Annotated in this window: 18 protein-coding genes and 1 pseudogene; 7 read left to right on the plus strand and 12 right to left on the minus strand. The window is 38.2% G+C overall.

Annotated elements, in window-relative coordinates; genetic code table 11:
* The first annotated feature begins 158 nt into the window (after nt 1–158).
* On the plus strand, nt 159–1,184 hold the full coding sequence (locus tag D9780_RS16530; RefSeq protein ID WP_121640853.1) for a serine hydrolase domain-containing protein: 1,026 nt from the start codon (nt 159–161) through the stop codon (nt 1,182–1,184).
* An 81-nt stretch (nt 1,185–1,265) separates the two neighbouring features.
* Here D9780_RS16530 and rlmN read toward each other — a convergent pair whose 3' ends face one another.
* From rlmN to gltB, 3 genes are all read right to left on the minus strand, one after another.
* Nucleotides 1,266–2,333, minus strand: a complete 1,068-nt coding sequence (gene rlmN, locus D9780_RS16535) for a dual-specificity RNA methyltransferase RlmN (RefSeq protein ID WP_121640854.1) — start codon at nt 2,331–2,333, stop codon at nt 1,266–1,268.
* A gap of 237 nt (nt 2,334–2,570) precedes the next feature.
* Complete coding sequence (locus tag D9780_RS16540) at nt 2,571–4,058, minus strand: glutamate synthase subunit beta (protein ID WP_121640855.1); 1,488 nt, start codon at nt 4,056–4,058, stop codon at nt 2,571–2,573.
* Between the two features lie 321 nt (nt 4,059–4,379).
* Nucleotides 4,380–8,981 (minus strand): glutamate synthase large subunit, encoded by a 4,602-nt coding sequence (gene gltB, locus D9780_RS16545; protein WP_121640856.1) that lies wholly within the window; start codon nt 8,979–8,981, stop codon nt 4,380–4,382.
* Nucleotides 8,982–9,541: 560 nt separating this feature from the next.
* On the opposite strand from gltB, the gene D9780_RS16550 reads away from it, so the two are divergent.
* On the plus strand, nt 9,542–10,573 hold the full coding sequence (locus tag D9780_RS16550; RefSeq protein WP_121640857.1) for an LLM class flavin-dependent oxidoreductase: 1,032 nt from the start codon (nt 9,542–9,544) through the stop codon (nt 10,571–10,573).
* Nucleotides 10,574–10,935: 362 nt separating this feature from the next.
* On the opposite strand, the gene D9780_RS16555 is transcribed toward D9780_RS16550, so the two are convergent.
* From D9780_RS16555 to D9780_RS16565, 3 genes are all read right to left on the minus strand, one after another.
* The gene (locus tag D9780_RS16555; RefSeq protein WP_121640858.1) at nt 10,936–11,421 is read right to left on the minus strand and encodes a hypothetical protein; all 486 of its coding nucleotides are present in this window, start codon (nt 11,419–11,421) and stop codon (nt 10,936–10,938) included.
* 219 nt (nt 11,422–11,640) lie between these two features.
* Nucleotides 11,641–12,426, minus strand: a complete 786-nt coding sequence (locus D9780_RS16560) for an ion transporter (RefSeq protein WP_073006766.1) — start codon at nt 12,424–12,426, stop codon at nt 11,641–11,643.
* An 87-nt stretch (nt 12,427–12,513) separates the two neighbouring features.
* Nucleotides 12,514–12,930 (minus strand): hypothetical protein, encoded by a 417-nt coding sequence (locus D9780_RS16565; protein WP_121640859.1) that lies wholly within the window; start codon nt 12,928–12,930, stop codon nt 12,514–12,516.
* Nucleotides 12,931–13,150: 220 nt separating this feature from the next.
* Between D9780_RS16565 and D9780_RS21465 the strand changes: the two genes are divergently transcribed.
* A complete protein-coding gene (locus D9780_RS21465) occupies nt 13,151–13,681 on the plus strand; it encodes a transposase (RefSeq protein ID WP_073006762.1) in 531 nt (176 codons plus the stop codon).
* A 481-nt stretch (nt 13,682–14,162) separates the two neighbouring features.
* On the opposite strand, the pseudogene D9780_RS21695 reads toward D9780_RS21465, so the two are convergent.
* Nucleotides 14,163–14,507: pseudogene (locus D9780_RS21695) on the minus strand (transposase); the annotation flags it as partial.
* Between the two features lie 185 nt (nt 14,508–14,692).
* On the opposite strand from D9780_RS21695, the gene D9780_RS16580 reads away from it, so the two are divergent.
* The 3 genes from D9780_RS16580 to D9780_RS16595 all read left to right on the plus strand — a co-directional run bounded on the left by D9780_RS16580 (nt 14,693) and on the right by D9780_RS16595 (nt 15,942).
* Complete coding sequence (locus D9780_RS16580) at nt 14,693–15,010, plus strand: hypothetical protein (protein WP_121640861.1); 318 nt, start codon at nt 14,693–14,695, stop codon at nt 15,008–15,010.
* A 413-nt stretch (nt 15,011–15,423) separates the two neighbouring features.
* Complete coding sequence (locus tag D9780_RS16590; RefSeq protein ID WP_162985911.1) at nt 15,424–15,675, plus strand: phosphatase; 252 nt, start codon at nt 15,424–15,426, stop codon at nt 15,673–15,675.
* A gap of 9 nt (nt 15,676–15,684) precedes the next feature.
* Nucleotides 15,685–15,942: a rep family protein gene (locus tag D9780_RS16595; RefSeq protein ID WP_240458715.1), complete on the plus strand. Its 258-nt coding sequence runs from the start codon at nt 15,685–15,687 to the stop codon at nt 15,940–15,942.
* 302 nt (nt 15,943–16,244) lie between these two features.
* On the opposite strand, the gene wrbA is transcribed toward D9780_RS16595, so the two are convergent.
* Nucleotides 16,245–16,847, minus strand: coding sequence for an NAD(P)H:quinone oxidoreductase (wrbA, locus tag D9780_RS16600; protein ID WP_116277924.1), 603 nt, complete (start codon nt 16,845–16,847; stop codon nt 16,245–16,247).
* 539 nt (nt 16,848–17,386) lie between these two features.
* On the opposite strand from wrbA, the gene htpX reads away from it, so the two are divergent.
* Nucleotides 17,387–18,262, plus strand: coding sequence for a protease HtpX (gene htpX / locus D9780_RS16605; protein WP_121640863.1), 876 nt, complete (start codon nt 17,387–17,389; stop codon nt 18,260–18,262).
* A 137-nt stretch (nt 18,263–18,399) separates the two neighbouring features.
* On the opposite strand, the gene D9780_RS16610 is transcribed toward htpX, so the two are convergent.
* The 4 genes from D9780_RS16610 to D9780_RS16625 form a co-directional block, all read right to left on the minus strand.
* Nucleotides 18,400–18,984 (minus strand): D-glycero-alpha-D-manno-heptose-1,7-bisphosphate 7-phosphatase, encoded by a 585-nt coding sequence (locus D9780_RS16610; RefSeq protein WP_116277923.1) that lies wholly within the window; start codon nt 18,982–18,984, stop codon nt 18,400–18,402.
* A gap of 287 nt (nt 18,985–19,271) precedes the next feature.
* On the minus strand, nt 19,272–20,786 hold the full coding sequence (locus D9780_RS16615; RefSeq protein WP_121640864.1) for a succinyl-CoA:acetate CoA-transferase ScpC: 1,515 nt from the start codon (nt 20,784–20,786) through the stop codon (nt 19,272–19,274).
* A gap of 131 nt (nt 20,787–20,917) precedes the next feature.
* Entirely contained in the window at nt 20,918–21,562 is a 645-nt protein-coding gene (locus D9780_RS16620) for a LytTR family DNA-binding domain-containing protein (protein WP_073006749.1), read from the minus strand.
* A gap of 154 nt (nt 21,563–21,716) precedes the next feature.
* Nucleotides 21,717–22,184 (minus strand): PaaI family thioesterase, encoded by a 468-nt coding sequence (locus tag D9780_RS16625; RefSeq protein ID WP_073006747.1) that lies wholly within the window; start codon nt 22,182–22,184, stop codon nt 21,717–21,719.
* Nucleotides 22,185–22,396: the final 212 nt, after the last annotated feature.

Below are 22,396 nucleotides of genomic sequence, written 5' to 3' on the forward strand. Positions count from 1 at the left end.
TGCATTGCTTGCCTGTGAATATTCCATTACAATATACGTAACGTTCCAATATAGGGGAGGCGGGTCTTTTGCATTATATTATGGTGTGAGCATCCTAAACTGAATTCTTTTTAAATAGCAAAGCTTAAAAAACGAAAAAGAATTCAGGAGGATTTATAATGAATAAACAAAACAAAGGGTATCACTTAGAAAAAGTGCAAAAGGAACTGCAATTTTCAGGGTCCTTTTATGCTCGAAAAGGCAACGAAATCTTACAAGGAAGCAATGGCTTTCGAAATTATGCAGAAAAAATAAATAACCAATTAAACACTAGGTTTTCGATTGCTTCAGGCAGTAAACTATTCACATCTATTGCCATTTGCAAATTAGTGGAGACTGGTGAAATTTCCTTTACGTCTAGATTAAAGGACTGTCTTGATATTGATTTCCCACATGTAAATGACCAAGTGACGATTCATCATTTGCTAACGCATACATCAGGAGTTCCTGACTATTTTGATGAAGATACTATGGATGATTATGAAGCACTTTGGCATTCTCGACCGATGTACCGCATTCGTTCACCTAAAGATTTTTTACCTTTGTTTCAGCATGAACCAATGCAAGCAACTGTTAATAGTTCATTTCAATATAACAATTCTGGTTATATATTACTCGGTCTCATTGTTGAACAGATTGCTACATGTAGTTTTTCTACTTATATTGAGGAACAGATTTTTCATAAAGCTGGTATGAAAAAATCTGGATACTTTGAATTAAACCGCTTACCGGAAAACACGGCTCTTGGCTACATAGAGGAGCCAGTAGGAACTTGGAAAACAAATATTTATTCCTTACCAGCAAAAGGCGGCCCAGATGGGGGAGCTTATGTAACAGCAGAAGATATGGTTTTATGTTGGCAAGCTTTGACAGACTATCAACTTTTGTCGAAAGAGATGACGCAATTATTTTTAAAACCACGTGAGGTCGTTAGTGCGGAACAAAATATATACTATGGTTACTGTGGCTATATGGAATTAGATGATCAAAATGAAATAGTTAAGTATATTCAGATGGGATATGACCCAGGAGTAAATTTCCGTGCTGTTCATTATCCCACCACAAAAGCTTCTGTTGTAGTTTGCTCCAACACATCAGAAGGAGCCTATGAACTTCTGAAAGAAATAGAAAACATGTTAACGTAAATATTTAAGAAGGTGGGCAGGCACGGAACCCACCTTCTAGACCAAAACAAAGGAGCTAAGCTTTTTGCTTAGCTCCTTTGTTTATTTTGCTGTTTCTTTTTTGATTTGTTTACTTCTTAATTGACCACAAGCCGCATCAATATCCGCTCCATTTTCCCAACGTACGCCACAATGAATACCTTGATCCTTTAATGTTTCAAAAAACGCTTGAATGGTTTCCGAATCACTACGTTGATAATGACTGTGCTCGTCTACTGGATTGTATGGAATCAAATTCACATAGGCTAATTTACGGTGATTCTTCAATAAATTAGCCAACTGTATCGCTTCTTCCTTATGATCATTAACATCTTTCAGCATAATATATTCATACGTAATACGACGATTCGTCTTTTCCAAATAGTAATCAACAGACTTCATCAGCTTTTCAATAGGAAACGCCTTATTAATCTTCATAATACTGCGGCGCAATTCATTGTTTGGTGCATGAAGGGAAATCGCTAAATTTACTTGCACACCTGTATCGGCAAATTGATAAATTTTATGAGCGAGCCCGCTTGTCGATACGGTAATATGTCTAGCTCCAATGTTTAAACCTTTATCATCATTGACAACATATATGAAATCCATCAAATGCGTAAAATTATCCAACGGTTCACCGATACCCATAACAACAATATGGCTTACTCTTTCATCTTTTCCCCGCGTATCTAAATGCTTTTGCACCATCATAATCTGTTCGACGATTTCTCCACTTGTTAAGTCGCGGCTTTTGCTTAATAACCCACTTGCACAGAAGCTACAGCCAATATTACAGCCTACCTGCGTAGTTACACAAACAGATAAACCATAATTAAACCGCATTAACACCGTTTCAATTAAGTTACCATCTGCTAAACGAAACAAAAATTTAATCGTGCCGTCTTTTGATTCCTGCTTTATTTCTTCTTCTAACGTTCCTAGTACAAAATGCTCTTCCAACAGCGCGATCGTCTGTTTGTTCACATTTTTCATGTCCGAAAATTGATGAATACGTTTCTTATACAGCCAGTTCCACACCTGATCGACACGAAATCGTTGCTGCCCATGTTCCATTAGCCAATCCTTCAGCTGTTCATATGTTAATCCATAAATGGATGATTTACTCATGCATTTACCCTCATTTCTAGATAATCTCATTTCCAGAGTATCCGATCTTCCGTCTTTCATCATAATAATGATTCACCATATTATCTTACTTCATGATAGAATTTGTTGCAAATCTCTACGTTTGTACTTTTAGCGTTTATAACATCTTTTCCTGAAAACGAGGGTAAATAGCACATTTAATGAAGAAGGAGATTCCCCTTTATAGATAACCAAACGGAAGAACTCCTCTACATTTTATTAAGGCAACATCGTTTCTCCCATTAAGTAACGATCACATTCTCTTGCTACACCACGTCCTTCGTTAATGGCCCAAACAATGAGACTCTGCCCGCGGCGCATATCTCCTGCGGCAAACACACCTTCTATATTCGTCCGATAATCATCATGCGCTGCGGCTACAGTGGTTTTTTCTGTTGTTTGTACACCTATTTGCTCAAGTAAGCTTTGCTCTGGACCTTTAAAACCAATGGCGATAAGAACTAAATCTGCCGGCCAAACTTTTTCTGTTCCTGGGATTTCTTCACGAATTTTATTTCCTTCTGCATCATAGCGAAGTTTCACACCAACCGTATGAATCTCTTTCACATGACCTTTGTCATCGCCGACAAACCTTTTCGTCATAACCGCATAGGCTCTCGGATCATCACCAAACATATTAGCGGCTTCTTTATGTCCATATTCTACACGATGTATTTTAGGATATTGTGGCCATGGATTTGTGGCACTATCACGTGTAAGTCCTTTTTTATCATAAATATCAAATTGTGTAAGACTTTTACAATGATGACGCACTGCTGTTGCCAAGCAATCGGTTCCTGTATCACCACCCCCAATAACGATGACATCTTTGTCACGTGCAGAGATGTAATTTTCATCCTGTAAATTGGAATCTAATAAACTTTTTGTGTTCGCATGAAGAAAGTCCATCGCCCGATAAATACCTTTCAGCTTACTTCCCTCTACTTGAATATTCCTGTGCACTGTGGCGCCCCCACAAAGGATGATGGCATCGAATGCACTGTTTAATTCCTCATATGTCAAGTCTTTACCTATCTCCGTATTGGTAACAAAGGTGATCCCCTCTTGTTTTAAAATATTTACACGTCGCATGACAATATCATACGAGAGCTTCATTTCTGGAATTCCATATGTGAGCAGGCCGCCAATTCGATCATCACGTTCAAACACCGTCACGAGATGCCCTGCTTTATTTAACTGTGCAGCAGCAGCTAAACCTGCTGGGCCTGAACCTACAACAGCAACTTTTTTCCCTGTTCGCTTCGTTGGTATATTTGGCACTACCCATCCTTCTGCAAAACCTTTTTCAATAATGGAACGCTCTATTGTTCGAATTGCCACAGGTGGCTCATTAATTCCTAGCACACAAGCTCCTTCACAAGGGGCGGGGCAAGCAATACCAGTGAATTCAGGAAAATTATTTTGCTCATGTTCACGCGCTAACGCTTCCTGCCATCGTCCTTCATAAACCAATTCGTTCCATTCGGGAATGAAATGATATACAGGGCAACCGGAAGTAACGCCCTCTATTTCCATACCTACATGGCATGTTGGCACGCCACAGTCCATACAGCGCGCACCTTGCTTTTGCACTTCTGTTTCACTTAAAGGAATAGTGTAATCGAACCAGTCTTTCGTCCGTTCTTTTGCATCTCGCCCATGTCTCGTTTGTCTTGCATATTCCATAAATCCAGTCTGTTTCCCCATCAAAACCCTCCTTCTATAGTATGTTTAGACATTACTTTTCCGTCCTAAAAATGGTCTGTGCTAGTGGCACCTGTTACTTTCCAATGCAGGTGGAGTGGATACTTAAGCCTTTCCCACTGGAGTATCTAATTGGTTTGGCGTTCATGCATTCGTAAGGATCTTCAATAATATGTCACATGCAATTAGACATATAGATCTATAAACAGTAGAGAGAGTTATTCCAGTTATCCCCACTGGTTTTTATACGTATTATCTCCCGCTTGACTTGTACAACGCAATACGCCAATTTTTTAACTGGGGTTTATATTTCGGATAAAAAATTTAATGCAGCACACCTATTGGTTTTTTCACTTTCTCTCCTTGCTTACTTGCTTGAAACGCAGCCATTTCTGCATCCAATTTGCTATATCCTTGATCTTTTAAAGCTTGAATTTTTTCTTGCATTTGCACATAAGCAATGGGAACAACTTTCACAAATTGATGTACATATTTATCCCAATAGTTTAAAATACGCTCCGCATGACTACTATTCGTTGCTGTGACATGCTGTTTTATTAATTGCGCGAGCTGACCAATCTCTCGCTCGTCCGTTAACGATTGTATGGCAACTAACTCACCATTTATATGAGAACGAAATGTTCCTTCTTCATCTAGTACATAAGCCGTTCCACCAGACATACCAGCTGCAAAATTTCGTCCTGTCTTACCAAGAACGACTACGGTTCCACCAGTCATATATTCACAACCATGATCACCGACACCTTCAACAACTAAAGTAGCACCGCTATTTCTAACAGCAAACCGTTCACCAGCAATACCACGAATAAAAGCTTCTCCACGAGATGCGCCGTAAAACGCTACGTTTCCAATAATCGTGTTCTTTTCGGGAGCAAAGGTAACAATTGGGTCAGGATGCACAACTAGTTTACCGCCAGATAACCCTTTTCCAACAAAATCATTGGCATCTCCAATTAACCGCAAAGTCATACCTGGTGGAATAAAAGCACCAAAGCTTTGTCCAGCAGATCCACAAAAATTCAGTTTAATGGTATCCTCGGGTAAACCTTCTTCTCCGTAACGCCGCGTCACTTCGCTTCCTAATAAAGTACCCGTCACTCGGTTTATATTCCGAATAGCTGTTGTGAATTCGACGGGCTGCTTGTGTTCCAAAGCCTCGCGACAATTTGGAATTAACTCCTGGAAATCCAATGTTTTTTCAATGCCATGCTGTTGGTCCATTGTTGCATAGCGCCCTACGGAGTCTGGTACATCTGGCTGATAAAGAAGCGCTGATAAATCAATCCCTTTTGCCTTCCAATGCGCAATACTTTCGTTGACTTCTAAAACATCCGTTCTACCGATCATTTCATTAATGGTTCGAAAGCCTAAAGATGCCATCATTTCACGTGTTTCCTGGGCAATAAACGTCATGAAATTGACGACGTGGTCAGGATCTCCCGTAAATTTCTTCCGTAACTCTGGATTTTGGGTTGCTATACCGACTGGACAAGTATCTAAGTGACAAACCCGCATCATCACACAACCAAGCGCCACTAAGGGTGCTGTGGAAAACCCAAATTCTTCTGCTCCTAACAGACTAGCGATGACAACGTCTCGTCCTGTCATCATCTTTCCATCTGTTTCGACAACAATTCGGTCTCTTAGTCCGTTTAATAATAATGTTTGATGCGTCTCTGCTAGACCAATTTCCCATGGTAGTCCAGTGTGCTTCATACTCGTTCTTGGAGCAGCACCTGTACCACCATCATAACCACTAATTAATACAAGGTCAGCACGCCCTTTAGCAACACCAGCAGCAATTGTTCCAACCCCCACCGCGGAAACAAGTTTCACGCTAATACGGGCGTTTGGGTTTGCATTTTTTAAATTGTAAATAAGTTCCGCCAAATCTTCAATGGAATAAATGTCGTGATGTGGAGGCGGGGAAATAAGTTCAACCCCTGGAGTAGATCCGCGAACTTCAGCCACCCATGGATATACCTTATTTGCTGGCAGTTGTCCTCCTTCTCCAGGCTTTGCCCCTTGTGCAACCTTAATTTGAATTTCATCTGCATGGACAAGATAATGGCTGTTAACACCAAACCTTCCTGAAGCAACTTGTTTAATTGCACTGCGTCGTAAGTCACCGTTGGCATCACGGGTAAAGCGATCAGGGGATTCGCCACCTTCTCCACTATTACTCCGCCCTCCTATCCGGTTCATAGCAATTGCTAACGTTTCATGCGCTTCTTTACTAATCGAACCAAATGACATAGCGCCTGTCTTAAATCTCGCACATATGGAGGCAACAGATTCTACTTCTTCTACTGGGATTGACTTGCGTTTTTTAAAGGTTAACAACCCACGTAACGACTGCAAATTCTTTCTTTCGTCGGTCAATAGCTTTGAATACTCCTGAAACAATTCATAATTTCCAGTACGACAAGCATGCTGCAAAGTATGAATCGTTTGAGGATTATATTGATGGTCCTCCCCATCTTTGCGGTATTGATATTCATCCCCTGATTCCAGAGTGCTATTTCCCCCACGCGTCGGATTAAATGCTCGCTCATGTCGCATACACGTTTCTTGTTCAATTATATCCAACCCAATTCCACCCAATCTGGACGCTGTGTGTGTAAAATAGTTGTCAATAACGGATTTATTTATGCCAATTGCTTCAAAAATTTGCGCCCCACGATAACTTTGAATCGTTGAAATTCCCATTTTCGATAGCACTTTAATAATTCCATTTGTCACGGATTGGTTATATGTTTGAATTGCCTTCTCCGCTGAAAATGCAGTAATTTCCTCCGCTGTAACCATTGCTTCTATCGTTTGGTGGGCCAAATAAGGGGTAATCGCTTCAGCACCATAGCCAAGCAATGTAGCAAAATGATGCACTTCTCGTGCTTCCCCTGTTTCAACTAATAAGCTAATCTTTGTTCGCATCCCTTTGCGAATAAAATGATGATGCAATCCTGACACAGCTAATAGAGCAGGAATGGCTGCCTTATGCTGGTTAATGCCACGATCTGACAAAATTATCAGTACCGCCCCGTTTTCTACTGCTTGGTCAGCTACTGCAAACAGCTGCTGTAGTGCTGTTTCTAGCTTATTTTCTGTTGCATGTACACGAAAATGAATAGACAATGTGGTCGCCTTTAGCCCTTCTAACTGTTGATAACGTATTTTATCTAATTCCTTACACGTTAGAATAGGGGTTTGTAATCGTATTTGCCGACAGCTATCTGCTGTTGGTCGCACTAGATTCCCTTCAGCTCCAATACTCGTTTCTGTCATAGTAATTAATTTCTCTCGAATAGCGTCGATTGGTGGATTGGTCACTTGGGCAAAAAGTTGTTTAAAATAGTTGTATAATAATTGAGGTTTTTTCGATAATACGGCTAGTGGCGAATCATATCCCATCGAGCCAATCGGGTCTTTCCCGTCCTTCACCAAAGGTTTTATTATTTTTTGTAAATCCTCTCTTGTGTAACCAAAAGCTTGCTGTTGCATGAACAAATCCGCTTCTTCTCTTCCTGATTGTTCTGGAACATCTGGGATATCTTCAAGTGCTACTTTATTTTGTAACCATGCTTTATAAGGCTGTTCCGTAGCAGCTTGTAACTTAATATCATCATCTGGAACAATAATCCCTTTCTCCAAATCCACTAATAACATGCGACCTGGCTCGAGTCGCCGTTTATAAAGAATATCATCGGCAAAAATATCTAATGCGCCTACCTCAGACCCAAGCACAATCATGCCGTCTTTCGTAACATAATACCGAGCAGGGCGCAAACCATTACGATCTAAACAAGCTCCTATTTGTCTACCATCGGAAAAGACAAGCGCTGCTGGCCCATCCCAAGGCTCCATGAATGAACTGTGGTAATCATAAAAATCGCGCCGTTCCGCACGCATCGTCGTATCATTTGCCCATGATTCAGGTATCATCATCATGGCAGTATGTGCTAAAGACCTTCCTGATAAATGCAAAAATTCAAATGTATTATCGAATATTGATGAATCACTGCCATCGTAATCAATAACGGGAAGTATCTTTTGCATATCTACTTCGGAAAAATAAGGAGAAGAACATAATTTTTCTCGTGCTCGCATCCAATTGACATTGCCGCGTAATGTATTAAATTCGCCATTATGAATCGTGTATCGATTTGGGTGGGATCTTTTCCAGCTTGGGAAAGTATTCGTGCTAAATCTGGAATGTACTAAAGCAAGTGCTGATTTAAAATCTGGGTGGTTTAAATCAATATAAAATGCATCTAACTGTTCAGGGATAAGCATCCCCTTATAAACAATGGTCGTTGTTGAGAGACTACAAATATACACATCGTCAAGCTCAGCATAAATCGTTACGGCTTGTTCCATTCGTTTACGAATCACATATAATTTGCGTTCAAAAGCTTGTTGATCTTGTATATCTGTTGCTTTTTGAATGAAGATTTGCCGTATGGTCGGCTTTTTCTGCATTGCCAATTCACCTATAAATGATTCATTCGTCGGTACAGGTCTCCAACCAAGAAAATGCTGACCTTCTTCACGTATAATCTGTTCAAACATGGCTTTTGTTTGCAAACGAATTTCATGATCCTGAGGAAGAAAGAGCATTCCTACACCGTACTCCCCTTGAGCAGGGAGTTCTATCCCTTCTTTGGCACATTGTTTTTGAAAGAAGCGATCTGGTATTTGTGTTAAAATTCCCGCCCCATCACCAGTACTCGTATCGGCAGATTGACCGCCTCTGTGTTCCATATTACACAATAGATTGATGGCATTTTGCACAATATTATGTGTTTTCTTTCCGTTAATATTGGCAATCATTCCAATGCCACAGGCTTCATGTTCAAAGTCAGGATGATACAATCCTTGCGCTTTCGGGAAATCCTTTTTTGTCATCCAACTATCCCCTTCCTTGACATCTGTTATGTCTGTTTATTTTTTGATGATTTTGAAAAATCACCCTGCAATCGTTGCCTACTTTTTAAAAGACTCGCTTAAAATGAAAGCTATCATTTTTGTATAAATAACACACCTGCAAGTGCTTTTCATTGCAGGTGGTGGTTCTCCCAATGCGACGAACCACAGTGGTTTCTTATACGGTAGGCGATATGCCTTTTTCCTAAGGCGAAAAAAGTGTAGTATTACTATATCACAAACGAACGTTTAACTCAAAATTCTGATAAATTATTTTCATGCAAATTGATTTAATTTTACTTATTGAAAACGCTGTCATATCAATCTTTATAAATTTACCATGCATGATGAATGCATGAGGTTAAGCGATTTTTCCACCATACCATGATAGATTTCTATCATATAAAAAATTTTTTACGAAAGCTATTCTTTAATTCTGCTAGCAAGTAGTAAGCAGCATCAATAATCGTCGTGCTATAAGCTGATCATTGGACGGTAAGCAGAAAAAAACTTATCATTGCTTATTAAGAAGAATGAAGGGAATGGTATCATTGTCTAAACAAAAAACCTTTCACCGCATTCCACTATCGGTGTTAGATTTAGCTCCGGTAAATGAAGGTAGTAATCCAAGGGAATCTTTTCAACATAGTGTGGAATTAGCAAGGCACGTAGAAGCGCTCGGATTTAACCGCTATTGGTTAGCGGAGCATCATAATATGCCTGGTATCGCGAGTTCAGCAACCTCTGTCCTAATCGGACATATTGCCGAAAAAACGAACCATATTCGGGTGGGTGCAGGCGGGGTTATGTTGCCGAATCATGCGACACTCGTCATTGCTGAACAGTTTGGCACGTTAGAGTCGCTTTACCCAGGTAGAATCGATCTAGGTCTAGGGCGCGCCCCTGGAACAGACCAAGCAACGTCATATGCTTTGCGCAGAACGTTAAACATGCGGGTGGAAGATTTTCCGATGCAAGTAAATGAATTACAGGACTATTTTGCTAAAGAACCAATATCTAAAGTGAAAGCTGTGCCTGGTCAAGGTTTGAATATTCCTATTTGGCTATTAGGCTCCAGTGACTTTAGCGCCAGATTAGCTGCACAAAAGGGGTTGCCTTTCTCGTTTGCTAGTCACTTTGCTCCTGCATATACCATACCAGCTTTACGACTATACAGGGAGCAATTCCAAGCATCGGAACAACTTCAAAAGCCTCATGCCATGGTAGGTGTAAACGTTATTGCGGCAGATACAGATGAAAAAGCAAATTATATTGCTACCTCGTTGCAACAACAGTTCTTGCATTTACGTCGTGGGCAACCGACGAAACTTAAAGCACCAATAGAAAACGTAGAAGCACATTTCTCTGCATTCGAATTGCAAGCTATTAAGCAAACGCTTGATCCAACAACAACCATTATTGGTAGCAAAGAAACCGTGAAGCAAGGATTAGAGCATTTCTTGGAAAAAACAGCAGCGGATGAAATGATTATTAGTTCACAAATCTATCATTTAGAGGATCGCTTGCGTTCCTTTGAAATAATTAGCGAATTAATGGACGAAGCAAATAACTAACGACACGGAAAGAGCGATCCAGCAACATGCTTGGATCGCTCTTTCCATAAGATAAAAAAGTATAAACATGGTTGCTATGTGGGTACCGATTTAACCGAATAGCCACGTCCGACTCCATCGCCCAGCAACTAGGAGACTTCACGAATCGCCCTAAGCTAAGTCATCAGCAGTTCGTGCTAAATAGGGAAGCCGACTAATAAAAGGACTTGAGCTTGTCATAAGGCGTCTGCAAACCCATGATTTCGTGTTGTTTCGTTCCACTCGCTACGTTGTTGACGGTGCAAAAAAGAATAGCTAGGCATTTTGTAATTGCTTTAAAAAGATTAGCTCATATTTGTTTATTGACAATTATATCTTTTCCTTTAGCTTGGAACTATTTTTTCTTTTTCATCATCAGCAATTATATCAATAATTTTACCTACAACAAAAAAGAAAAAAACAAAAGAAAAAGCAACTAATGTAGAACCTAATATAGTAGCGTCTAATCTATCAGAAACGAGGGTAAACACGTTCATATAAATAACAAATATAATAATAAATTTTATCCATTCTATAAAATTTGAAGGACTTATATCCTCTAAAGAATTTATTTTTTTATTTTTTCTATCTATGAAAACAACAATTTCACTAAAAGCTAAAACCAATGTATTTAGAAGTAAAAAGCCAAAGAAGTACCATACATTATGCCAAAAACTAGAAAAATAATGAAACTCAATAAAAGGTAAATATGAAAGCAAATATATAATACCAAAAGAAATAAAAATAAAAAAAACAATAAACGAAAGAATGACAAGCAACATAATAACGGCAACAGTCATACCAATAAAGTTTTCCGTCTTAGTAAACATGGTAACCCCCTTAATTTTTTAAATAATTAGAATTAAGTATTTACTGAGCTACAACCATAAGATGGTTCTCTCCCAAAAAGATTAAGAGATCATTTAATGCACTACATATAGTATTTAAATTTTTATAAAAACAACCACATACAGGTTTTTGAAATTGTTATTTTTTAAATCAAAGAAGTGGAACAATTGCCCCCACTTCTTCCCAAGCCTATGTTTAGTTTAATCCTTTTGCTTACGTAATAGTTGTTTAATTTCTGCCAGCTCTTTTTGTAATTCTGCGAGCTTTATATCCGTTGGGGAAGGTGATTCTTCCCTATTTGCTTCTTCCACATTGTTTACCACAACACCGACAAATAAGTTTACAATAACGAAAGCACCAATTAAAATGAACGTCACAAAATACCACCAAGAAGATGGGTCTTCTGCTAAAATAGGTCGCATCACCCCACTTGCCCAAGATTCTAAAGTAATAACTTGAAACAAAGTTAACAGTGATTGATGCAAGGTGCCAAAATATTCTGGCGCGATAGAATGGTAGAGTAATGTTCCGATTACGCCATACACATAGAAAAATAATCCTAATAACAGTAAAATTGTTCCCATTGATGGAATGGTTAATAACAAGGCGTTAACCATTTTGCGCAATGAAGGAATAATGGAAATCGCACGTAACACGCGAAGAACCCGCAAAATCCTTAGTACTGTTACATAGGAGCCTACTAGTAGATGCCCACTTAGTACAATGACAAAATCAAAAACACTCCAAGGATCTTTAAAAAAAGCTTTGATAGAAGTGCTTCCAATTAAACGTATAACAATTTCCACGGTAAATATCCACAGCAAGATTGCATCAATGACCATAAGCCAATGCCCGTATGTATTCGCAATCTGCGGATACGTTTCTAGCCCTATTAATATAGCATTTATAATAATTAAGCTAATGATGATATTCATAAATACTGGGCTGTTTGAAAGAGCCGAGCATCTTTGTTGTATCGCTGTCATATGCTACCACGTTCCCCCCATTATGTTCTGTTGTCATTTTACCTATTTTATGTGGATTTGTCACTTATCAACAGCGAATTGTAAATTTCAATCGTTTTTAAGAGCTAAACTTATGAAATTGATACTATATATATAGAAGGGAAACAACATTAATAGTCCAATAGCAAAAAAACCTGATACCGGGTTAGGAGAGTCGCCTTCATTTACTATTGGAAATAGAGAAGCAGTGATATAAGTGAATAATATAAAATACGGAACCCAAAGGATCATTGTCCAAAAATTTGCTTTTCGATTCTTCAACCATTTCTTTGTTAGAATGAGTATCAAAATTGTACCAACTATAAATTCAATGATGATTACGACAGCAGTAATTGTATTTATTGTCGCTATCTTGCAACCTGTAAGCCGATTTATTCGATAGACGTTACCAATAAGTTGAATGGGAATAAGTGCTATAAACGCATATATAATACTGACTAGATTCAACTTTATAAAATGTATCATATACCTCCCCTTTCAAAGAAAATGAAACACCATAAATCCAATTATAATTGATTACAAAAACATATCCTAGATTATTCATAGTTGAATCCAAAACCCTTAAGAAACACCGTCAATTCAATATATAATTAGTAAGTTGTAATTCACTAAATAAGTGAAAAGGAGCCCAACCTTTGATATTGTATAAGTGACCAAACAAACACTAATCAAGGAGGACTCCATAATGAAAAGTGTAACGGAAAAGTCACTTAACTTCAACAAAATGATCAAGGTTAATTTTGATGGTGGAAATCTAACTTCAGACGCAGGATTATTATTGTATAAGGAATTTGATGAAAAGATTGGGCTAAGTCAGTCTATTCAAGCAACCTTTCAGGCAAATGATTCGGTTCACCACCGGAAGCATTCCAATGATGAGGTCGTTATTCAAAAGATTTACCAACACATTACGGGTTATCATACGGATGATCATGCCGACGAATTAAAGCATGAACCGATGTTTACCACTATACTTAAAAAAGACCAATTAGCTTCCCAGCCTACGCTGTCACGCTTGAACCAGAAATTTGATAAGGAGACAATGAAACAGCTTCAACAGGTTAACCAAACATTGAATGAACGTATTCAAGCCATTAAACCAAGTGATCATTTTGTTTTTGATTTAGATTCAAACTATGTCCAATATGGGATTCGCCAGCTTTATGTCGAAAAGTTGCATCTGGGTCGGATGGGTTTTGAAGAATCTGGGAAATGAGTTTGCCACCTTCTACAGGCTTAACGTTACCATCTTTTGTGGCAACCGCCTGTTCTTTCAACAGACGTGTAAGATGTTCAAAACTACGGAAATTTTCCACACTAGCACAATCTTTCACCAACATATATAAATCATGTGCTTGTTGAATGAGATGTTCTAGCTTGGATTTTTCTTCTGTTGTTTTCGTTTGATAGATCGTTTTATTTTGGTGCCCCTTTTCAAGGTATGCCAAATAGGATTCGGGGATTTCCCAATCCGTTTTATTTGTTATCTCTCTTACCATATTGCGAATGACAGTATAAATGAGTTCTATACGTGTCATGTTTTTACAAGAACTATTTATCAGACTGGAGTCCATTCGTGCTTTGGACTTGTTTAAACCGAGATACACGGCCATATTCTCAGCTAAATCTTCCATTTCTTGTTGGAAAAGACTTTCACCTGTTTGAAGCTCGTATTCCACGAGGCGTGCTCTGAAATTAGATAATGTATTAACACAAAGACGGTCATCGTTATCGTTTGCATCCAACCCCAATGCATACTGGTAGCGGTAATCAAAATACAGCGAACCAATCAGTTCTTCATCAGAAAGAGCATGTTCCATTTTAAGAATAAGTAGTCCTACCAATACGTTTACAGGCTTATTCGGGCGACTCGCTTTGTCGCTATAAAGAACAGAAAAGCGCTCTTCATTAATTTGCGAGAAGATAAAACGATAGAAGTCATCTGCCCAGCTTTTTTGTAACATGTCCATTACATAGCCTGGAAAGGATTGATCCTGATCAAATAGTGTTTTTTGTACGTCCTTCTTACCGTGCTTAAACATAATCCAAAACCTCCAACATCATTGTTCTATTTCAAATATAACGGATTTTTTCATCTGTTTGGGCGTTTTTTGACCTTTTTGGGTGAGAACCATTTTCTTTTAAAATAACAAGTGTTTTAAAAATTTTAATTACTTTTTTATCAATCTTTGATATTATGATATAAAAATATATGGGGTGAATTTTAATGTCTTCTTCTGGTACAGATCATTTGGGTATTTGTAATATATATGCTCAAGATTCTTGGCACATGGAGTCATTTATTATTGGGAATAAAGAAGGTTTACTCGAGTTAAAAAACGCAATTGATGAAGCTTTAAATAATAAAATTGGAGAAGCAGATCTTTTTCCATCAGATTTTGAAGGATATACAACTTATGTTGCTTTAGTAGAAGATGAAGAAAAGTTTGCTAAACTATGTATGCCTTATACAAATGAACAAGGTGTAGGTAAAGAGGAATATTCCATACATCCTATCGATGTAATAAAGGAATTAAAAAAATAACAACATTTGATAAATAAATATGAAGGTCAAAACGCACACTGGGAAACAGTCTTAGTAATGCGGTTATTATGCCCGCAGGAGGAAAAAGAATTGCCTCAAATGATCCTAAAACCATTATCTAGGAACATCAAGGAACGTCTAAGGTATTTGACATATTATTTAAGTTCTTTACACATTCATGAACTCCAAACCAAGTTACTTGGAACGGAAGGCGGCGACTCCAGCGGGGAAAGCATGAGTCTTGAGACCCCACGGCGAACGGTTTTTGTGAGCGTGGAGGGCTCAAGCCATGCCCGCGGAAAGCGTACGCCTGTAGCGAAAAGTAACGGGTGCATTAGCAGAACAATTTTTATGAATGACTCAAGATTGAGAAGGCGAAAGTTATGCCTAAACATACTATACAAGGAGGGTATATGATGAAAAAAACATATATAGGTGGAATTTTAATTTTAGTTAGTGCTATTATTTATGGTTCAATGCTAATTTCGGCTTCTATTTATTCAGAAACCTTAACTACAGAGGGTGTTGGTTGGGATTCGGAATATGGTATATTTGGAACTGCTTTAAAAGAAATTGGAAATACACCTATTATAATATCTATTTTATCGGGAATTTTAGGTGTTATATTTATTGTTCTATCGTTAAGAATAAAAGGGGAAAATTAGTAGTAGTTTTTGCGTTTTGAGCAAAGCGAAAAAATATGTGAATCAAAACCAATGGAATTGAATTCTGGCGAGGCGATGAAATTGGATTATGACCTTAACGTGAAAACACAGATTATAAAGCAAAAAAATGAACAAAAGTCGGACATACAGTCTGGGATTAATGAAACTGCAAAGTATCCAGTAAAAGATACGGATTTCATGACTGATGATGAAGGAAAGAATTTAATAAGTTTATCTGATTTGGAAGAAGGTGATTTATACCGATAACGATGAAAAAGCTGGTGAGTATCAAAATTGTACCAACTATAAATTCAATGATGATTACGACAGCAGTAATTGTATTTATTGTCGCTATCTTCCAACCTGTAAGCCGATTTATTCGATAGACGTTTCCAATAAGTTGAATGGGAATAAGTGCTATAAACGCATATATAATACTGACTAGATTCAACTTTATAAAATGTATCATATACTTTCCTATAGTGTAAAAAAACGACTGACCCAATAAAGAATGGATCAGTCGTAAAAACAGGAGTATAGCATCTGTTTAAACAGCGGCTTTTTTTACCTTATGCTTTCATTTTTTTAGCTACATCGATTGTACGTCTTGCTTGATGCTTCACAGCTTCTTCAACATCTTCTACCATTTTTCCGTCTTGTCCTTGTGTTACGCTAACACCATACGGATTTCCGCCTGATGTAAAAGCAACTTCATTTGTATATCCGGGTGGTACAATGATTGCTCCCCAGTGCATCATCGATGTATATAAAGATAAAACGGTCGCTTCGTGCCCACCATGCGGGTTAGAAGCAGAAGCCATTGCACTTACGACTTTATTAGCTGTTTTACCAGCTGCCCAAAGGCCACCTTGCATATCTACAAATTGCTTCATCTGTGAAGCGACATTACCAAACCGCGTTGGTGTAGAGAAAATAATGGCGTCTGCCCATTCAATGTCGTCTGAAGTAGCTTCAGGTATATTTTTTGTTTCCTCAACATGAGATTGCCATGCCGGATTAGCTGCAATTGCCTCTTTTGGTGCAAGCTCTGGAACCTTTACAAGTCTTACTTCTGCACCTGCTTCACTTGCTGCTTCTTTTGCCCAGTTTGCTAGTTGATAATTAATTCCTGTAGAACTGTAATAAATGACTGCTAATTTTACTTTTTCCATAATATTGTCTCCTTTATTTTTCTTGCTAGATTGGATAGAAGTTTTATCAAAATAGAGAAATATGATCCTTATCTAGTTCTAAACTTTCCATTCTTGCTGCAATTTATTACAAAGCAACGTAGTTATTGTATCCCTATTTTTTATGGTAAGCGTACATACGGAACGTCTACTAAATACTTCCTATTAAACAAGGAACAGATAGAAGATGAAAACACTCGCCTATATTAAAGGTTCACTTTATAACTAGGTTACTTTATGTAACTAAAATACCCTATTCAAATACGTTTGTCAAATAAACGATCTTTATGACAAAAGTCGTCGTTCTCTGAAAGCATTTAATACTTATGTAAAAACTTACATAGGGACTAGTAGCTTTATCATAACGGAGGGCGATTCACACTCCGCACGATAGCTGGTGGCTTTCCTATAACACAAAAGTTTTACTTACTATTTGTTGTTACCTTTAAAAAAACAATTTATAATAGCATTGTGACAAGTGTCAAAAACATTAATCTCATAAAAAAAAGGGAGCATCATCGATGGGAAAAAGAATTTTCTATTTTTTATTAACGAACGTTTTAGTGCTGTTAACGATTAGTATTATTTTTATGCTAATACCTGGAACATGGAATTATATTGGTGAGAATGGGCAATTACAACTCGGTACATTACTCATTTTCAGTGCCATTATTGGTTTCACAGGATCTTTTATCTCATTAGGGTTGTCTCGTTGGATGGCCAAAAAAATGATGGGTGTACAGGTACTAGATCCTAATGGCAATTTGAACACGCAAGAGGGACAAATTGTGGATAAAGTACATCGTCTATCGCGTGCTGCCGGATTAATGCACATGCCTGAAGTAGGGATTTATCAAGCAAAAGAAGTAAATGCGTTTGCTACAGGGCCTACTAAGAAACGGTCACTTGTTGCTGTATCGAGTGGTTTATTACAGGAAATGGATGAAGACGCTATTGAAGGGGTTATTGCCCATGAAGTTGCACACATTGCCAATGGCGATATGGTAACAATGACATTACTGCAAGGGGTTGTAAATACTTTTGTCGTCTTCCTTGCGCGCATCGCAGCTTTCATTGTGACTCGTTTTGTAAAAGAAGAAATAGCGCCTATTGTACATTTTCTAGCGATTATCTTCTTCCAGATCATCTTTTCTGCACTGGGTAGTCTCCTTGTATTTGCTTATTCCAGACACAGAGAATTTCATGCTGATAAAGGCGGAGCTGATTTAGCAGGAAAAGATAAAATGCGCCATTCATTAGAAGCATTAAAGCTATATTCCAACCGTGTACGTCAGGAAGAACAAGCAATTGCTACATTAAAAATTAACGGTAATAAGAAAGCGTCTATATTTTCCACACACCCAAGCTTAGATGAACGAATTTCTCGTTTATCTTAAACTAAGTGCGTCTGAGAACTCGCACCAATCATGCGATTCTTGTATTGAAATGTGTTAAACGAAAACGCAAGGCAACCTCGATCCCTGATAAATGAGGTTGCCTCTTTTTATACATGCTTAAAAAGGTTTGATGTGTTTTACTTTTTCAATTCATTCCGTGCAGAACTTGCCTTTTTTCCTTTATATCTGACCTGAAATCCAGTTAAATAAGTAGCAACATAGGATAAATCGGGAAAAACCATATCCGCATCTCGCATATCCTCTTCTCTTCCCCCGACAAGTATGGAAGTTACACCAGCTTTTTTACCTGTTTCCATATCAACATGGCGGTCGCCAATCATATAACTCGTAGGTAAATCAATCTGATACTTCTTAGCTAATCGTTCAATCATCGTCGGATGTGGCTTTCTGCAAGCACATCCCGCATGTGGCTTATGCGGACAATACGCAACAGCGTCAATTACAGCACCGTGAATTGCCAATTCTTCTGTCATTCTTTGATGAACGTTCGTTAAGTCCTCCTCCGTCATATAACCTAAGCCAATACCACCCTGATTGGTTACAACAAATACAGCATAATCGAGCATGTTAAACTGTTTTATTGCTTCTCCAACACCAGGCAACAGGAAAAAATCTTTTGGCTGATTAACAAACGTAACACGATCTGACAACACGTCATTAATAACACCGTCACGGTCAAGAAACACTGCTGATGATTGCATATTTTCACCTCCATGTAGTAAAGCTTCCATCATAGACGACTTATATTTCCTATGACAACGATAGGACCTAAATTTTAAGAACTACTTCCATCACTTAACTGTGCTTTACAAAACGCAAATGGCTGCACTTCACCCGCTTAGTCAAATCTATATGCAAAAGTTTAAAAATTAATATTCCATACCTTCTTAATTAAACGCAAATAAAAAGCTTCATCTCTCTCATAAAGAAATGAAGCTTGTAATTATATTATTTCAAACCCCTTTGTTTTCATGCGCTTATTGAAAAATTATTTTTGTTCAATGAGTTCACGCATCGTCCCATTTTTCGCAAAATTAATATGCCAACTAAACGCTTTTTCCAAATTATGCGGTGTCTGCCCCCCACCTTGTAAAGCATCCCTGTAGTATTCCCATAATTGTTCTTTATACATTGGATGTGCGCAATGTTCAATAATTAATGGAACCCTCTCTCGCGGAGCTAAACCTCTTAAATCTGCATAACCTTGCTCCGTAACAAGTACATCCACATCATGCTCTGTATGATCTACATGCGATACAAAAGGCACAACACTAGAAATATCGCCTGCTTTTGCAATGGATTTCGTTACAAAAATGGCTAACCTTGCATTTCTAGCAAAATCACCAGAGCCACCAATTCCGTTCATCATCTTCGTTCCACATACATGTGTTGAATTTACATTTCCGTATATATCAGCTTCCAAAGCCGTATTAATTGCAATAATACCTAGACGACGAATAATTTCCGGATGATTGGAAATTTCTTGCGGACGCATAATGATTTTATCACGGTAGGCATCAAACCTGCTAAAAACATCCTGCATTTTTTGCTCTGATAATGTTATGGAGCAACAAGAAGCAACGCTTACTTTTCCAGCATCTATTAAATCAAATACAGCATCCTGCAACACTTCTGAATACACTTCTAAATCTTCAAATTCCGACTGGAGCATACCGTGAAGCACCGCATTTGCAACGGAACCAATTCCTGATTGTAAAGGTGCCAATTGTTCTGTTAAACGCCCCTCGGCAATTTCTTTTCGTAAAAAATCCAGTAAATGACTAGCCATTATTTCTGTTTCATGATCTGGCTGTACAATCGTTGATGGAGAATCTGGCTGGTTTGTAAATACAATTCCTCGAACCTTCTCTATATCAATCGGAATACCAATTGTTCCAATCCGATCTGCAACTTTTTGGAGCGGTATAGGCTCTCGTTCCCCCTGTTGATTCGGACTATATAAATCATGCACGCCTTCCAATAATGGTGATTGTGACGTATTGATTTCTATGATTATTGACTTTGCATGTTCCGCAAAGACAAGCGAATTTCCAATCGAAGTAGTTGGTATGACCTGCCCGTCATCCGTTATAGAAATCGCTTCCAAAATGGCGTAATCCACCTTTTCTAACACATTTGCCCTTACCATTTCCGCTGTATGTGAAAGATGATGGTCAACGAACAAATGTTCCCCGGCATTTATTTTTTTTCGCATCGTCGGATCAGCCTGAAATGGCAAGCGTTTATGAATAATACCTGCATCTGCCATCATTTTGTCAATATCAGAGCCTAAAGAGGCGCCTGTAAACACATTGACTTTCAGTTTTTCACCCGCTTCCACTCGTTGAATAAGCGCTGTCGGCACAGCTTTTACATCCCCTGCCCGGGTAAAGCCGCTTAAGCCTAGCGTCATACCATCTTGAATCCAAGATGCTGCTTCTTCCGCAGTCACTACTCGATCATGTAAACGAGCATCGCCGATTCTATCCAATTTTCTCCCCATCCCTAGACCCCTTTCCATTTTATTAAGAATATACAATCTATTTTATATGAAGCGCTTTCTTATTTGTGGATCTATGACAGAAATAGATAGATTCGGATTAAAGCAGCATATATATGGTTTAAAACACAGACCTAAAAGCCTAATAATTTTCGGAAATAACTGGAATACGATTGACTAACAGGAAGTTGATCCCCGTTATCCATAGCTAACAAAAAAGTAGAATGTGTATCAGGATAGATATGTGTAATATGGTTTACGTTCACAATAAATGACCGATGACACCGGATAAAATATTCCCTCGGTAACATATATTCAAATTCCTGAAGTGCTTTTCGATGTATACCTGTAAATTGTTTCGTAACCACCCATGTCTTCCTTTCCTTTACTTCCAAATAAAGGACATCATGAAACGAAAGCGGCTTCCAACCATCTGATGTCTTCACTGTAATAACGGACTTACCTTCTGTTAGGGCTGGGTAAATCGCCATTACACAACCTTCTAGTTCATTATTATAGTGAAATGGCACAGCCATTCCATGGTAAGGAACACCGTATATTTGCCGATCAATAAACTCGGATACCTTTTGTTCGGAGACAATTGCTTTATCTGCTAGCGTTCCTTCCTTAATTGGATCACCGGGACGAATTTTCAAATCAACTCGTAAGCTTGGACGATAGTAGATGTACTCTGTCGTCGAAGTAACAGCGATAGAAACTTCATCAGAAAACAACTCCCCAATTACATCCAATAAAGAACTCGTTGTAAGTCGTTGCATTTTTCTAGATACCCCTTTGCGAAGTCATTCATTGTTTCAATTCGTTACAGCTGGTTTATGGCAAAAGTTATTTTATATTATGAAAGCTTTTGTCTATCAAACGCTGCGTAGAAATAAAGAAATGGTTCCCACCTATGCTTCGTGACGGTTTTTATCATGTAAATGTTTCTGGCATAACTACTGTGACTACTTCCGCCTTGGCACAACAAATTTTATCCGCATAAACTTCTGTCATAACTTTAAACTTTTTCGGATGGATTTCCTCTACTATACCAATTGCTTTCAGTGGCGTACCATGTGGCGTTGGTTTCAAAAAATCTACATGCAACGAAGCAGTAACAAAACGAGGTGGCTCTGCCCCATCCCCAATGACATGCCCATTTTTTTTATGCAACGCCATGGAAGCAGATCCAGTACCGTGACAGTCAATTAATGAAGCAAGTAAGCCCCCATATACAAACCCCGGAATCGCCGTATGTTCTTTACGGGGAGTATATGTAGTTACCGTTTGTTCGCCATCCCAAACTGTTTTTAATTGTAGCCCATATTCATTAAGTCTTCCGCACCCATAGCACCAAGCATAATCTTCGGGATAAATATCTTGAATTGCCTGTTCCTCCATTTCATCCCCTCCTTTCTGCCTAGTATATCACAGCTTCATATAGTAACTAGAAATTTAGATTATTTTTTGAAAAATTACTAATTTTAAAACATAAACTTATAAGTTTTCTAGTGATGACATTGGTTATAATGTTCGCTAGAATAAGCATAGAAGGGGTTGTTGAAATAAATTTCCTTCGTTAAAATAATAAGTTGGAGCTATGTTTCATAATC

Origin of the sequence: Virgibacillus sp. Bac330 (genome assembly GCF_003667845.1) — a bacterium.
In the GTDB taxonomy this organism is placed as follows: Bacteria; Bacillota; Bacilli; order Bacillales; family Amphibacillaceae; genus Virgibacillus; species Virgibacillus chiguensis.

What these genes read in the sequence shown, in the direction of transcription:
- rlmN (WP_121640854.1), bottom strand. Translation starts at nt 2,333, where the DNA reads ATGAGTAAATCATCCATTTATGGATTAACATATGAACAGCTGAAGGAT.
- D9780_RS16625 (WP_073006747.1), bottom strand. Translation starts at nt 22,184, where the DNA reads ATGGAGGAACAGGCAATTCAAGATATTTATCCCGAAGATTATGCTTGG.
- D9780_RS21465 (WP_073006762.1), top strand. Translation starts at nt 13,151, where the DNA reads ATGAAAAGTGTAACGGAAAAGTCACTTAACTTCAACAAAATGATCAAG.
- D9780_RS16590 (WP_162985911.1), top strand. Translation starts at nt 15,424, where the DNA reads ATGATGAAAAAAACATATATAGGTGGAATTTTAATTTTAGTTAGTGCT.
- D9780_RS16550 (WP_121640857.1), top strand. Translation starts at nt 9,542, where the DNA reads ATGGTATCATTGTCTAAACAAAAAACCTTTCACCGCATTCCACTATCG.
- D9780_RS16565 (WP_121640859.1), bottom strand. Translation starts at nt 12,930, where the DNA reads ATGATACATTTTATAAAGTTGAATCTAGTCAGTATTATATATGCGTTT.
- D9780_RS16540 (WP_121640855.1), bottom strand. Translation starts at nt 4,058, where the DNA reads ATGGGGAAACAGACTGGATTTATGGAATATGCAAGACAAACGAGACAT.
- wrbA (WP_116277924.1), bottom strand. Translation starts at nt 16,847, where the DNA reads ATGGAAAAAGTAAAATTAGCAGTCATTTATTACAGTTCTACAGGAATT.
- D9780_RS16580 (WP_121640861.1), top strand. Translation starts at nt 14,693, where the DNA reads ATGTCTTCTTCTGGTACAGATCATTTGGGTATTTGTAATATATATGCT.
- D9780_RS16530 (WP_121640853.1), top strand. Translation starts at nt 159, where the DNA reads ATGAATAAACAAAACAAAGGGTATCACTTAGAAAAAGTGCAAAAGGAA.
- D9780_RS16610 (WP_116277923.1), bottom strand. Translation starts at nt 18,984, where the DNA reads ATGCAATCATCAGCAGTGTTTCTTGACCGTGACGGTGTTATTAATGAC.
- D9780_RS16560 (WP_073006766.1), bottom strand. Translation starts at nt 12,426, where the DNA reads ATGACAGCGATACAACAAAGATGCTCGGCTCTTTCAAACAGCCCAGTA.
- D9780_RS16620 (WP_073006749.1), bottom strand. Translation starts at nt 21,562, where the DNA reads ATGCAACGACTTACAACGAGTTCTTTATTGGATGTAATTGGGGAGTTG.
- D9780_RS16615 (WP_121640864.1), bottom strand. Translation starts at nt 20,786, where the DNA reads ATGGGGAGAAAATTGGATAGAATCGGCGATGCTCGTTTACATGATCGA.
- htpX (WP_121640863.1), top strand. Translation starts at nt 17,387, where the DNA reads ATGGGAAAAAGAATTTTCTATTTTTTATTAACGAACGTTTTAGTGCTG.
- gltB (WP_121640856.1), bottom strand. Translation starts at nt 8,981, where the DNA reads ATGACAAAAAAGGATTTCCCGAAAGCGCAAGGATTGTATCATCCTGAC.
- D9780_RS16555 (WP_121640858.1), bottom strand. Translation starts at nt 11,421, where the DNA reads ATGTTTACTAAGACGGAAAACTTTATTGGTATGACTGTTGCCGTTATT.